The sequence below is a fragment of the Pseudomonas nicosulfuronedens genome (assembly GCF_005877905.1).
GTDB lineage: Bacteria > Pseudomonadota > Gammaproteobacteria > Pseudomonadales > Pseudomonadaceae > Pseudomonas > Pseudomonas nicosulfuronedens.
The window spans coordinates 1-13,163 of sequence record NZ_SWDV01000034.1 but is presented as its reverse complement, the minus strand read 5'-3'; the positions used below and the strand labels follow the sequence as shown (position 1 = coordinate 13,163).

The following is a 13,163-nucleotide window of genomic DNA, read 5'->3' as shown; positions in this document are numbered from 1 at the left end:
CTCTGGCGTCATTCTGTTCGTGGGTATCGCAGTGCTGCTGTTTGCACTGGATCGTTCCCTCGCTTCGGAAGAAAGCTTCGAGCAGGTGAAGGCGTGTCTGACCCATCCGTTGGTCAAGCTTGTGATCTGGGGCCTGCTGTCTGCGCTGCTGTACCACCTGGTAGCCGGTATTCGTCACCTCATCATGGATGCAGGTATTGGCGAAACACTGGAAGGCGGTAAGCGTGGTTCGAAAATCGTCATCGCTGTCGCAGTGGTGCTGATCGTTCTGGCGGGGGTATGGGTATGGTAACTAACGTCACTAACTTGTCGCGTTCGGGTCTCTATGACTGGATGGTCCAACGCGTCTCCGCGGTCGTTCTCGCGGCTTATGTTCTCTTCCTGCTGGGCTTCCTGATCGCTCACCCGGGTATCACCTACGCCGAGTGGCATGGTCTGTTCTCCCACAGCCTGATGAAGATCTTCAGCCTGTTGACGCTGGTTTCCCTGAGCGTGCACGCATGGGTCGGTATGTGGACCATCACGACCGACTACCTGACTCCGATGGCGCTGGGCAAGTCCGCGACTGTCGTGCGTTTCCTCGTCCAGGCGGTATGCGGCATGGCCATGTTCGCATTCTTCGTCTGGGGTGTGCAGATTCTCTGGGGTAACTGATCCATGGCTAGCATTCGTACTCTTTCCTTCGACGCCATCATCGTTGGTGGTGGCGGCGCCGGCATGCGCGCTGCGCTGCAACTGGCCCAGGGCGGTCACAAGACTGCCGTGGTGACCAAGGTCTTCCCGACCCGTTCGCACACCGTATCCGCCCAGGGCGGCATCACCTGCGCCATCGCTTCGGCCGACCCGAACGACGATTGGCGCTGGCACATGTACGATACCGTCAAGGGTTCCGACTACATCGGTGACCAGGACGCTATCGAATACATGTGCTCCGTCGGCCCGGAAGCCGTGTTCGAACTGGAACACATGGGCCTGCCGTTCTCCCGTACCGAGCAGGGCCGCATCTACCAGCGTCCGTTCGGTGGCCAGTCCAAGGACTTCGGCAAGGGTGGGCAGGCTGCCCGTACCTGCGCCGCAGCCGACCGTACCGGTCACGCCCTGCTGCACACCCTCTACCAGGCCAACCTGAAGAGCGGTACTTCCTTCCTTAATGAGTGGTACGCCGTTGACCTGGTGAAGAACCAGGACGGTCATGTGGTTGGCGTCATCGCCATCGACATCGAAACCGGCGACACCGTTTATATCCGCTCCAAAGCCGTGGTCCTGGCCACTGGCGGTGCCGGCCGTATCTACGCCTCCACCACCAACGCCCTGATCAACACCGGTGACGGCATCGGTATGGCCCTGCGTGCTGGCGTGCCGGTGCAGGACATCGAGATGTGGCAGTTCCACCCGACCGGCATCGCCGGCGCTGGTGTACTGGTCACCGAAGGCTGCCGCGGTGAGGGTGGCTACCTGATCAACGCCCATGGCGAGCGTTTCATGGAGCGTTACGCTCCGAACGCGAAAGACCTGGCCGGCCGCGACGTGGTTGCCCGTTCCATGGTTAAAGAAGTGATCGCCGGCAATGGCGTGGGCCCGAACAAGGACCACGTACTGCTGAAGCTCGACCACCTCGGCGAAGAAGTTCTGCACAGCCGCCTGCCCGGCATCTGCGAGCTGTCCAAGACCTTCGCCCACGTTGACCCGGTCGTCGCTCCGATCCCGGTTATCCCGACCTGCCACTACATGATGGGCGGCGTTGCCACCAACATCCATGGCCAGGCCCTGACCATGGACGCCAACGGCAACGAGCAGATCATCGAAGGCCTGTTCGCCGTAGGCGAAGTGGCTTGCGTATCGGTACACGGCGCCAACCGCCTGGGCGGCAACTCGCTGCTCGACCTGGTCGTGTTCGGTCGTGCCACCGGTCTGCACCTGGAAAAGGCCCTGAAAGAGGGTATCGAGCACCGCGGTGCTTCCGAGTCCGACCTGGAGTCCGCGTTCAATCGTCTGAATGGCGTGAACGAGCGCACCAGCGGCGAAGAAGTCGCCCCGCTCAAGCGCGAGCTGCAATCCTGCATGCAGAACTACTTCGGTGTATTCCGTACCGGTGAATACATGCAGAAAGGTATCGCTCAGCTGGCTGATCTGCGTGAGCGTATCGCCACCGTCAAGATCAACGACAAGAGCCAGGCATTCAACACGGCGCGTATCGAAGCGCTGGAACTGCAGAACCTCCTCGAGGTGGCCGAAGCCACTGCGATTGCGGCCGAAGCCCGCAAAGAGTCCCGCGGCGCGCATGCCCGTGAAGACTTCGAGGAGCGCGATGACGAGAACTGGCTGTGCCACACCCTGTACTTCCCGGGTGAGAAGCGTGTAGCCAAGCGTGCCGTCAACTTCGCGCCGAAAACTGTTCCGGCATTCGAACCCAAGGTTCGTACTTACTAAGGGTGCCCGCCATGTTGCAAGTGAGTGTTTACCGCTACAACCCTGAGAAGGACGCTGCACCCTACATGCAGGACTTCCAGGTCGATACCGACGGCAAGGACATCATGGTCCTGGACGTGCTGGCGCTGATCAAGGAACAGGATGAGGGCTTCTCCTACCGTCGTTCCTGCCGTGAAGGCGTGTGCGGTTCCGACGGTATGAACATCAACGGCAAGAACGGCCTGGCCTGCATCACCCCCCTGTCGGCCGCTGGCCTGAAGGGCGGCAAGCTGGTCCTGCGTCCGCTGCCGGGCCTGCCGGTCATCCGTGACCTGGTCGTCGACATGCGCATCTTCTACAAGCAGTACGAGAGCGTGAAGCCGTTCCTGCAGAACAAATATGCAGCCCCGGCCATCGAACGTCTGCAAAGCCCGGAAGAGCGCGAGAAGCTGGACGGTCTGTACGAGTGCATCCTGTGCGCCTGCTGCTCGACCTCCTGCCCGTCGTTCTGGTGGAACCCCGACAAGTTCCTGGGTCCTGCCGCGCTGCTGCAAGCCTATCGCTTCCTGGCCGACAGCCGTGACACCGAAACTCAGGCGCGCCTGGCGAGCCTGGATGACCCGTTCAGCGTCTTCCGCTGCCGCGGGATCATGAACTGCGTGAACGTCTGCCCGAAGGGTCTGAACCCCACCAAGGCAATCGGTCACATCCGTAACATGCTGCTGCAGAGCGGCACTTGATCTGAGGGCCCAGCGCCCAAAGATCATTGCAAGAGCGACACCTGTGCCGCCGGAACATTGTCCGGCGGTACAGTCCCTAGGACCCAAGCCCACAAAGCGGGGGTCCTGTTTTGAAAACGTATATATGACCAGCAGGGGCATCCGGGCTGGTACCCGGACTATCTGCGGGGATCGGTGGCTTGAAGTCGCTGTGTATGACTTCGCGCCAGAGATTCCACAGGTGGAGTCCCCTTACCGAGGGTGACCAAGCATGCACGAAAGCGTAATGCAGCGGATGTGGAACAGTGCCCATCTATCCGGTGGAAACGCTGCCTACGTCGAAGAGCTCTACGAGCTCTACCTGCACGACCCGAACGCTGTGCCAGAAGAGTGGCGCACGTACTTCCAGAAGCTCCCCGCCGACGGCAATCCTGCCCCCGACGTCTCGCATTCCTCTATCCGTGATCATTTCGTACTCCTGGCCAAGAACCAGCGCCGCGCCGCGCCTGTTTCCGCTGGCAGCGTAAGCACCGAGCACGAGAAAAAGCAGGTTGAAGTCCTGCGTCTGATCCTGGCATACCGTCTGCGTGGACATCAGGCAGCATCGCTCGATCCGCTGGGTCTCTGGGTGCGTACTGCTCCCTCCGATCTGTCGCTCGAACACTACGGGCTCACCGCTGCAGACCTCGACACTACATTCCGTACCGGTGAGCTCTACATCGGCAAGGAAGAGGCGACCCTGCGTGAAATCATCGATGCGCTGAAGCAGACCTACTGCAGCACCATCGGCGCCGAGTTCATGCACATCGTCGACTCCGAGCAGCGCCACTGGTTCGCCCAGCGCCTGGAAAGCGTGCGCGGCCGTCCGACGTACTCCGCCGACGCCCGTTCCCACCTGCTCGAGCGCCTGACCGCTGCCGAAGGCCTGGAAAAGTACCTGGGCACCAAGTACCCGGGCACCAAGCGCTTCGGCCTGGAAGGCGGCGAGAGCCTGATCCCGATGGTCGACGAGATCATCCAGCGCTCCGGCTCCTATGGTGTGAAGGAAATCGTCATCGGCATGGCCCACCGCGGCCGTCTGAACGTCCTGGTCAACACCCTGGGCAAGAACCCGCGCGAGCTGTTCGACGAGTTCGAAGGCAAGAAGCTGGTCGAGATGGGCTCGGGTGACGTGAAGTACCACCAGGGCTTCTCCTCCAACGTCATGACCACCGGCGGCGAAGTTCACCTGGCCCTGGCATTCAACCCCTCGCACCTGGAAATCGTTTCCCCGGTGGTCGAGGGCTCGGTACGCGCCCGTCAGGACCGTCGCAAAGACGGCACAGGCGACAAGGTCGTACCGATCTCCATCCACGGTGATGCCGCCTTCGCGGGGCAGGGCGTGGTCATGGAGACCTTCCAGATGTCGCAGACCCGTGCTTACAAGACGGGCGGCACCATCCACATCGTGATCAACAACCAGGTCGGCTTCACCACCAGCCGTCAGGACGATGCTCGTTCCACCGAGTACGCGACTGACGTGGCGAAGATGATCCAGGCGCCGATCTTCCATGTGAATGGCGACGATCCGGAAGCGGTCCTGTTCGTGACCCAGCTGGCCGTCGACTACCGCATGCAGTTCAAGCGTGACGTGGTCATTGACCTGGTCTGCTACCGCCGCCGCGGCCACAACGAGGCCGACGAGCCGAGCGGCACCCAGCCGCTGATGTATCAGCAGATCGCCAAGCAGCGCACCACCCGCGACCTCTATGCCGACGCATTGATCGCCGCTGGCGTGCAGACCACCGAACAGGCCCAGGAGAAAGTCGACGAATACCGCGACGCTCTCGACAACGGCCTGCACGTGGTGAAGAGCCTGGTGAAGGAGCCCAACAAGGAGCTCTTCGTCGACTGGCGCCCGTACATCGGCCACGCCTGGACCGCGCGTCACGACACCCGCTGCGACCTGAAGACCCTGCAGGACCTGTCCAACAAGCTGCTGGAAACTCCGGACGGCTTCGTCATGCAGCGTCAGGTACAGAAGATCTACGAAGACCGCGCCAAGATGGCTGCCGGTGGCTTCCCGATCAACTGGGGCTTCGCCGAGAACCTGGCGTACGCCACCCTGCTGTTCGAAGGTCACCCGGTCCGCATGACCGGTCAGGACGTCGGCCGCGGCACCTTCTCGCACCGCCACGCGGCGCTGCACAACCAGAAGGACGACTCGGTCTACATCCCGCTGGCCAACCTGTTCGACGGCCAGCCGCGCGTCAGCCTGTACGACTCCTACCTCTCGGAAGAAGCTGTACTGGCGTTCGAATACGGCTACGCCACCACCACCCCGGATGCACTCGTGGTGTGGGAAGCGCAGTTCGGTGACTTCGCCAACGGTGCGCAGGTCGTGATCGACCAGTTCATCACCAGCGGCGAAACCAAGTGGCAACGACTGTGTGGCCTGACCATGCTGCTGCCGCATGGCTACGAAGGCCAGGGTCCGGAGCACTCCTCCGCGCGCCTGGAGCGTTACCTGCAGCTGTGCGCCGAGCAGAACATCCAGGTCTGCGTGCCGACTACCCCGGCCCAGGTCTACCACATGCTGCGCCGTCAGGTGATCCGTCCGCTGCGCAAGCCGCTGATCGTGATGACGCCGAAGTCGCTGCTGCGTCACAAGCTGGCCATCTCGACCCTGGAAGATCTGGCCGACGGTTCGTTCCAGACTGTGATCAACGAGATCGACAGCCTGGATCCGAAGAAAGTCGACCGCATCGTGCTGTGCAGCGGCAAGGTGTACTACGACCTGCTGGAGAAGCGTCGTGCCGAAGGTCTCGAGAACATCGCGATCGTTCGTCTCGAGCAGCTGTATCCGTTCCCGGAAGACGATCTTGCCGAGGTGCTGTCGCAGTACAAGAACCTCAAGCACATCGTCTGGTGCCAGGAAGAGCCGATGAACCAGGGCGCCTGGTTCTGCTCGCAGCACCACATGCGTCGTGTCATCGCCGCGCACAAGAAAGGTCTCAACCTGGAATATGCGGGCCGCGAAGGCTCGGCAGCTCCGGCTTGCGGCTACGCTTCGATGCACGCCGAGCAGCAGGAAAAACTGCTGCAGGACGCCTTCACCGTTTAACGCCAACGCGCAGTTGATACCGAATTTAAGGAAACACACATAATGGCTATCGAAATCAAAGCCCCAACCTTCCCGGAATCGGTTGCCGACGGCACCGTCGCAACCTGGCACAAGAAGGTCGGTGAAGCCGTCAAGCGTGACGAGCTGATCGTCGACATCGAAACCGACAAGGTCGTGATCGAAGTACTGGCCGAAGCCGACGGCGTCCTGGCTGAGATCGTCAAGAACGAAGGCGACACCGTTCTCTCCAACGAGCTGCTGGGCAAGCTGAGCGAAGGCGGTGCTGCCGCTGCTGCTCCGGCTGCCGCCTCGGCTCCGGCTGCCGCTCCGGCCGCTGCTGCCCCGGCTGCCGCCGCTGGCGACGACAACATCCTCTCGCCGGCCGCCCGCAAGCTGGCCGAGGAGAACGGCATCGACCCGAACAGCCTGGCCGGCACCGGCAAGGGCGGTCGCGTGACCAAGGAAGACGTCGTAGCCGCTGTTGAAGCCAAGAAGAACGCCCCGGCTGCTGCTCCGGCCGCCAAGGCCGCCGCTCCGGCTGCTGCCGCCGCTCCCGTGTTCGCCGCGGGCGACCGCGTCGAGAAGCGCGTTCCGATGACCCGCCTGCGCGCCAAGGTTGCCGAGCGTCTGGTCGAAGCCCAGTCCTCCATGGCCATGCTGACTACCTTCAACGAAGTCAACATGAAGCCGATCATGGACCTGCGCAACAAGTACAAGGACCTGTTCGAGAAGAAGCACAACGGCGTTCGCCTGGGCTTCATGTCGTTCTTCGTCAAGGCCGCCACCGAAGCCCTGAAGCGCTTCCCGGGCGTCAACGCCTCGATCGACGGCAACGACATCGTCTACCACGGCTACCAGGACATCGGTGTGGCAGTTTCCAGCGACCGCGGTCTGGTCGTACCGGTTCTGCGTAACGCCGAGTTCATGAGCCTGGCCGAGATCGAGAACGGCATCGCCACCTTCGGCAAGAAAGCCAAAGACGGCAAGCTGTCCATCGAAGACATGACCGGTGGTACTTTCACCATTTCCAACGGTGGCGTATTCGGTTCCCTGCTGTCGACTCCGATCGTCAACCCGCCGCAGACTGCCATCCTCGGCATGCACAAGATCCAGGAACGCCCGATGGCCGTTAACGGTCAGGTCGTGATCCTGCCGATGATGTACCTGGCGCTGTCCTACGATCACCGCATGATCGATGGCAAGGAAGCGGTAAGCTTCCTGGTCACCATGAAGGATCTGCTGGAAGATCCGGCTCGCCTGCTGCTGGACGTCTGATACGTCAGTTCACACGACGGCCCCGTACTACACGACGGCCCCGAAAGGGGCCGTCCGCTTCACCGGAATAAGGATTGAGACATGAGCCAGAAATTCGACGTGGTTGTGATTGGTGCCGGCCCTGGCGGCTACGTAGCCGCTATTCGTGCCGCCCAACTCGGCCTGAAGACCGCTTGCATCGAGAAATACATCGGTAAAGAGGGCAAGGTCGCTCTCGGCGGTACCTGCCTGAACGTAGGCTGCATTCCGTCCAAGGCCCTTCTGGACAGCTCCTGGAAGTACAAGGAAGCCAAAGAAGGCTTCGACATCCACGGTATCTCCACCGGCGGCGTGAAGATGGACGTTCCGGCGATGATTGCCCGCAAGGCCAACATCGTGAAGAACCTGACCGGCGGCATCGCCACCCTGTTCAAGGCCAATGGCGTAACCTCTTTCGAAGGCCACGGCAAGGTCCTGGCCAACAAGCAGGTCGAAGTGACCGGCCTGGACGGCAAGACCCAGGTTCTGGAAGCCGACAACATCATCATCGCCTCGGGCTCCAAGCCGGTCGAGATCCCGCCGGCCCCGCTGACCGAAGACGTGATCGTCGACTCCACCGGCGCCCTGGAATTCCAGAGCGTGCCGAAGAAGCTGGGCGTGATCGGCGCTGGCGTCATCGGCCTGGAACTGGGTTCGGTCTGGGCTCGCCTGGGCGCTGAAGTCACCGTCCTGGAAGCCCTGGACAAGTTCCTCCCGGCTGCCGACGAGCAGATCGCCAAGGAAGCCCTGAAGGTCCTGACCAAGCAAGGCCTGAACATCCGCCTGGGCGCTCGCGTCACCGGTTCGGACGTGAAGAAGAAGCAAGTCACCGTGACCTTCACCGACGCCAACGGCGAGCAGAAGGAAACCTTCGACAAGCTGATCGTGGCCGTGGGCCGTCGCCCGGTGACCACCGACCTGCTGGCCGCCGACAGCGGCGTGACCCTGGACGAGCGCGGCTTCATCTTCGTCGACGACCAGTGCAAGACCAGCGTTCCGGGCGTCTACGCCATCGGTGACGTGGTCCGCGGCGCCATGCTGGCGCACAAGGCCTCGGAAGAGGGCGTGATGGTTGCCGAGCGCATCGCCGGCCACAAGGCCCAGATGAACTACGACCTGATTCCGTCGGTGATCTACACCCACCCGGAAATCGCATGGGTCGGCAAGACCGAGCAGCAGCTGAAAGGCGAAGGCGTCGAAGTCAATGTCGGCACCTTCCCGTTCGCCGCCAGTGGCCGTGCCATGGCTGCCAACGACACCACCGGTCTGGTCAAGGTCATCGCCGATGCCAAGACCGACCGCGTACTGGGCGTCCACGTGATCGGCCCGAGCGCCGCCGAGCTGGTTCAGCAGGGCGCGATCGGCATGGAATTCGGCACCAGTGCCGAAGACCTGGGCATGATGGTCTTCTCCCACCCGACTCTGTCCGAAGCGCTGCACGAAGCGGCCCTGGCAGTGAATGGCCACGCCATCCACATCGCCAACCGCAAGAAGCGCTAAGGAACGGGACCACGGCGGGGAGGGCGGCAGTCTTTTGCGAGGGGCTGCCGTCCATCCGCCGGATCGTTTCTCCCCCGAGGGGGACTCGGTCACAGGTGGCGTGGTGCCACGAGCGCCGCGCCGAATGCGCAATACCCAAGACGAAAACGGTAGACAAGCATGAATCTCCACGAATATCAGGGTAAGCAGCTGTTCGCTGAGTACGGCCTGCCCGTATCCAAGGGCTTCGCCGTCGACACACCCGAAGAGGCCGCAGAAGCCTGTGAAAAGATCGGTGGTACCGAGTGGGTCGTTAAAGCCCAGGTACACGCCGGTGGCCGCGGTAAAGCGGGCGGTGTGAAGCTGGTCAAGAGCAAAGAGGACGCCAAGGCGTTCGCCGCCAACTGGCTGGGCAAGCGTCTGGTGACCTACCAGACTGACGCCAATGGCCAGCCGGTCAGCAAGATCCTGGTGGAATCCTGCACCGACATCGACAAGGAGCTGTACCTCGGCGCCGTTGTCGACCGTTCCAGCCGTCGCATCGTCTTCATGGCCTCCACCGAAGGTGGCGTGGACATCGAGAAAGTGGCGCACGAAACCCCTGAGAAGATCCTCAAGGCCACCATCGATCCGCTGGTTGGCGCTCAGCCCTACCAGGGTCGCGAGCTGGCCTTCCAGCTGGGCCTGAAAGGCGATCAGATCAAGCAGTTCACCCACATCTTCGTCGGCCTGGCCAAGCTGTTCCAGGACTACGACCTGGCGCTGCTGGAAGTGAACCCGCTGGTGATCAAGAAAGACGGCAACCTGCACTGCCTGGATGCCAAGATCAACATCGACTCCAACGCCATGTACCGTCAGCCCAAGCTGCGCGCCATGCACGACCCGTCCCAGGACGACGCTCGTGAAGCCCATGCGCAGAAGTGGGAACTGAACTACGTCGCGCTGGAAGGCAACATCGGCTGCATGGTCAACGGCGCTGGCCTGGCCATGGGCACCATGGACATCGTCAACCTGCACGGCGGCAAGCCGGCCAACTTCCTCGACGTTGGCGGCGGTGCCACCAAAGAGCGCGTGACCGAAGCGTTCAAGATCATCCTGTCCGACAGCAACGTCGCTGCCGTTCTGGTGAACATCTTCGGCGGCATCGTTCGCTGCGACATGATTGCCGAAGGCATCATCGGCGCCGTGAAAGAAGTCGGCGTGAAAATCCCGGTTGTCGTTCGTCTGGAAGGCAACAACGCCGACCTCGGCGCCAAGGTACTGGCCGAAAGCGGTCTGAACATCATCGCGGCGACCAGCCTGACCGACGCTGCCCAGCAAGTCGTCAAGGCCGCGGAGGGTAAGTAATGAGCGTCCTGATCAATAAAGACACCAAAGTCATCTGCCAGGGCTTCACCGGCTCGCAGGGTACCTTCCACTCCGAACAAGCCATCGCCTACGGCACCAAGATGGTTGGCGGCGTGACCCCCGGCAAGGGCGGCACCACCCACCTGGGCCTGCCGGTGTTCAACACCGTCAAGGAAGCCGTGGAAGCTACCGGCGCTGACGCTTCGGTCATCTACGTTCCGGCTCCGTTCTGCAAGGACTCGATCCTGGAAGCGGCCTTCGGCGGCATCAAGCTGATCGTCTGCATCACCGAAGGCATCCCGACCATCGACATGCTGGAAGCCAAGGTCAAGTGCGACGAGCTGGGCGTACGCCTGATCGGCCCGAACTGCCCGGGCGTGATCACTCCCGGCGAGTGCAAGATCGGCATCATGCCGGGTCACATCCACCTGCCGGGCAAGGTAGGCATCGTGTCGCGTTCCGGCACCCTGACCTATGAAGCCGTGAAGCAGACCACCGACGCCGGCTTCGGCCAGTCCACCTGCGTGGGCATCGGTGGTGACCCGATCCCGGGCTCCAACTTCATCGACATCCTGAAGCTGTTCCAGGAAGACCCGAAAACCGAAGCCATCGTCATGATCGGCGAGATCGGTGGTTCGGCTGAAGAAGAAGCCGCTGCCTACATCAAGGCCAACGTGACCAAGCCGGTGGTGTCCTACATCGCTGGTGTCACCGCACCGCCCGGCAAGCGCATGGGCCACGCCGGCGCCATCATCTCCGGCGGCAAGGGCACTGCGGACGAGAAGTTCGCCGCCCTGCAGGACGCTGGTGTGAAAACCGTGCGTTCCCTGGCTGACATCGGTAAGGCCCTGGCCGAGCTGACCGGCTGGCCGGTCAAGTAAGCGCCTCGCTTATTTAACCGTCCGTCAACAGAGGCCACCTTCGGGTGGCCTCTGTCGTTATGGCTGCGTCTACAAAGTGTCGTTCAGGCGACATCGCCGATCATTGCGCGGACGATCTGACGTATGTCAGTGCAGTTCATCGGAATAGATCGTTAGGCTAGCAACTATATGAAGCGTCGCGTTCCCCACAAGGGAAGGCTCGCTCACCGTCAATTCCTACCCGGAGGCGACGGCGATTCCTGACCGGCAAGGATGTCGGGATAACCAGAATGCAGGAGCAAACGGGCCACGAGCCCTTGGAAAACCTCTGCTATCGGACTTCCAAGAACAACTCTCCGTACCGATGACAGCAGCATCACAGGAGGCGCAGGCGTGAGCCGGCCAATCCCGTTCGATGCGGCTTTGTCACGTCCGTACGGCGTGCGTGCCTTGGGAGACCACGAAACCGTTTCAGCACTGTGGTATTTCCCTTCATGAAAGTCTTGAAAGGCCAGGACGTCCTGGCACTTGGTTTTATGACCTTCGCGCTGTTCGTTGGCGCGGGCAACATCATCTTCCCGCCGATCGTGGGTCTGCAGTCGGGGCCGCACGTGTGGATGGCCGCGCTGGGCTTCCTGATCACCGCCGTTGGCCTGCCGGTGATTACCGTGGTTGCCCTGGCCAAGGTCGGTGGTGCGATGGACACGCTGAGCCACCCCATCGGCAAGGTCGCCGGTGGGTTGCTGGCGGCTGTCTGCTACCTGTCGGTTGGACCGCTGTTCGCCACCCCGCGTACCGCCACCGTCTCCTTCGAAGTCGGCCTGGCGCCGCTGACCGGGGAGGGCGCGCTGCCGCTGTTCCTCTACAGCCTGGTGTACTTCCTGATCGTGCTGGTGATCTCGCTGTATCCGGGCAAGCTGCTCGATACTGTTGGCCGCTTCCTTGCGCCGCTGAAGATCATCGCCCTGGCCGCACTGGGCATCGCCGCCTTCATGCTGCCGGCCGGTCCCATCGGCGTTGCTGAGCCGGCCTACCAGACGGCCGCGTTCTCCCAGGGCTTCGTCAATGGCTACCTGACCATGGATACCCTCGGCGCGCTGGTCTTCGGCATCGTCATCGTCAATGCGATCCGTTCCCGTGGCGTGCAGTCTCCGCGGCTGATCACCCGCTACGCCATCATCGCCGGCCTGATCGCTGGGGTAGGCCTGGCGCTGGTGTACATCAGCCTGTTCCGCCTGGGTGCCGGCAGCCACGACATCGCCGCCGGTGCAGCCAATGGCGCAGCCGTGCTGCACGCCTACGTGCAGCACACCTTCGGCTCGCTGGGCAGCACCTTCCTCGCCGTGCTCATCGCGCTGGCCTGCCTGGTCACCGCCGTGGGCCTGACCTGCGCCTGCGCCGAGTACTTCTGCCGCATCCTGCCGCTGTCGTACCGCAGCCTGGTGATCATCCTGGCCGGCTTCTCGCTGCTGGTGTCGAACCTGGGTCTGACCAAGCTCATCCAGTTCTCGATCCCGGTGCTGACCGCCATCTACCCGCCATGCATCGTACTGGTGGCGCTGAGCTTCTGTGCCAGCCTGTGGCGTTCGCAAACCCGTATCGTCGCCCCGGTCATGGTCATCTCCTTCGTCTTCGGCATCATCGACGCGCTGAAAGGCGCCAAGCTCGATGCCTGGATGCCAGCCTGGATGGAGCACCTGCCGCTGGCCGAACAGGGCCTCGCCTGGCTGATCCCCTCGGTGGCCATGCTGGCCGTGATGGTGGTGATCGACCGTCTGCTGGGCAAACCCCAGGAAGCGATGGCCTGATATCCCGCCATCCCTGAAAAAGGCCGCCCACAAGGCGGCCTTTTTATTGTCTAGAGAAATCTACTAGGGTCTTTTGTTGAATTTAAAACATATTAAAAATCAACGATTTATGATTTTTTCTGTCTAGAGAGATCTACGGAAGGTT

The 13,163-nt window shown here is 62.0% G+C and carries 10 protein-coding genes; all 10 read left to right on the top strand.

All coding sequences use genetic code 11. The annotated features are described in order from the left end of the window. Positions 1–292 (top strand): succinate dehydrogenase, cytochrome b556 subunit (gene sdhC / locus FAS41_RS23060; protein WP_138525726.1); only part of this gene is annotated, 292 nt, incomplete at its 5' end. Further along, on the top strand, positions 286–654 hold the full coding sequence (gene sdhD / locus FAS41_RS23055; RefSeq protein WP_024765472.1) for a succinate dehydrogenase, hydrophobic membrane anchor protein: 369 nt from the start codon (positions 286–288) through the stop codon (positions 652–654). The genes sdhC and sdhD, both read left to right, overlap by 7 nt. Positions 655–657: 3 nt before the next feature. Further along, the gene (gene sdhA / locus FAS41_RS23050) at positions 658–2,430 is read left to right on the top strand and encodes a succinate dehydrogenase flavoprotein subunit (RefSeq protein WP_138525725.1); all 1,773 of its coding nucleotides are present in this window, start codon (positions 658–660) and stop codon (positions 2,428–2,430) included. Positions 2,431–2,441: 11 nt separating this feature from the next. After that, entirely contained in the window at positions 2,442–3,149 is a 708-nt protein-coding gene (locus tag FAS41_RS23045; protein ID WP_024765470.1) for a succinate dehydrogenase iron-sulfur subunit, read from the top strand. 250 nt (positions 3,150–3,399) lie between these two features. Further along, on the top strand, positions 3,400–6,231 hold the full coding sequence (locus tag FAS41_RS23040) for a 2-oxoglutarate dehydrogenase E1 component (protein WP_138525724.1): 2,832 nt from the start codon (positions 3,400–3,402) through the stop codon (positions 6,229–6,231). A 42-nt stretch (positions 6,232–6,273) separates the two neighbouring features. Further along, positions 6,274–7,506 carry a 2-oxoglutarate dehydrogenase complex dihydrolipoyllysine-residue succinyltransferase gene (gene odhB, locus FAS41_RS23035; protein ID WP_138525723.1) on the top strand — a complete coding sequence of 411 codons (1,233 nt, stop codon included), beginning with the start codon at positions 6,274–6,276 and terminating at the stop codon, positions 7,504–7,506. An 81-nt stretch (positions 7,507–7,587) separates the two neighbouring features. Next, positions 7,588–9,024, top strand: coding sequence for a dihydrolipoyl dehydrogenase (gene lpdA, locus FAS41_RS23030; protein ID WP_138525722.1), 1,437 nt, complete (start codon positions 7,588–7,590; stop codon positions 9,022–9,024). A gap of 159 nt (positions 9,025–9,183) precedes the next feature. Next, positions 9,184–10,350 carry an ADP-forming succinate--CoA ligase subunit beta gene (sucC, locus tag FAS41_RS23025; protein ID WP_015477516.1) on the top strand — a complete coding sequence of 389 codons (1,167 nt, stop codon included), beginning with the start codon at positions 9,184–9,186 and terminating at the stop codon, positions 10,348–10,350. Next, positions 10,350–11,231: a succinate--CoA ligase subunit alpha gene (gene sucD / locus FAS41_RS23020; RefSeq protein WP_038803160.1), complete on the top strand. Its 882-nt coding sequence runs from the start codon at positions 10,350–10,352 to the stop codon at positions 11,229–11,231. The genes sucC and sucD overlap by 1 nt, the downstream gene beginning before the upstream one ends. Positions 11,232–11,704: 473 nt before the next feature. Next, complete coding sequence (brnQ, locus tag FAS41_RS23015) at positions 11,705–13,018, top strand: branched-chain amino acid transport system II carrier protein (RefSeq protein ID WP_138525721.1); 1,314 nt, start codon at positions 11,705–11,707, stop codon at positions 13,016–13,018. The last annotated feature ends 145 nt before the right edge of the window (positions 13,019–13,163 follow it).

Bases quoted from the DNA above. Each gene is read 5' to 3' on its own strand.
- sucD (WP_038803160.1), top strand. From the start codon at position 10,350: ATGAGCGTCCTGATCAATAAAGACACCAAAGTCATCTGCCAGGGCTTC.
- lpdA (WP_138525722.1), top strand. From the start codon at position 7,588: ATGAGCCAGAAATTCGACGTGGTTGTGATTGGTGCCGGCCCTGGCGGC.
- FAS41_RS23040 (WP_138525724.1), top strand. From the start codon at position 3,400: ATGCACGAAAGCGTAATGCAGCGGATGTGGAACAGTGCCCATCTATCC.
- brnQ (WP_138525721.1), top strand. From the start codon at position 11,705: ATGAAAGTCTTGAAAGGCCAGGACGTCCTGGCACTTGGTTTTATGACC.
- sdhA (WP_138525725.1), top strand. From the start codon at position 658: ATGGCTAGCATTCGTACTCTTTCCTTCGACGCCATCATCGTTGGTGGT.
- odhB (WP_138525723.1), top strand. From the start codon at position 6,274: ATGGCTATCGAAATCAAAGCCCCAACCTTCCCGGAATCGGTTGCCGAC.
- FAS41_RS23045 (WP_024765470.1), top strand. From the start codon at position 2,442: ATGTTGCAAGTGAGTGTTTACCGCTACAACCCTGAGAAGGACGCTGCA.
- sucC (WP_015477516.1), top strand. From the start codon at position 9,184: ATGAATCTCCACGAATATCAGGGTAAGCAGCTGTTCGCTGAGTACGGC.
- sdhD (WP_024765472.1), top strand. From the start codon at position 286: ATGGTAACTAACGTCACTAACTTGTCGCGTTCGGGTCTCTATGACTGG.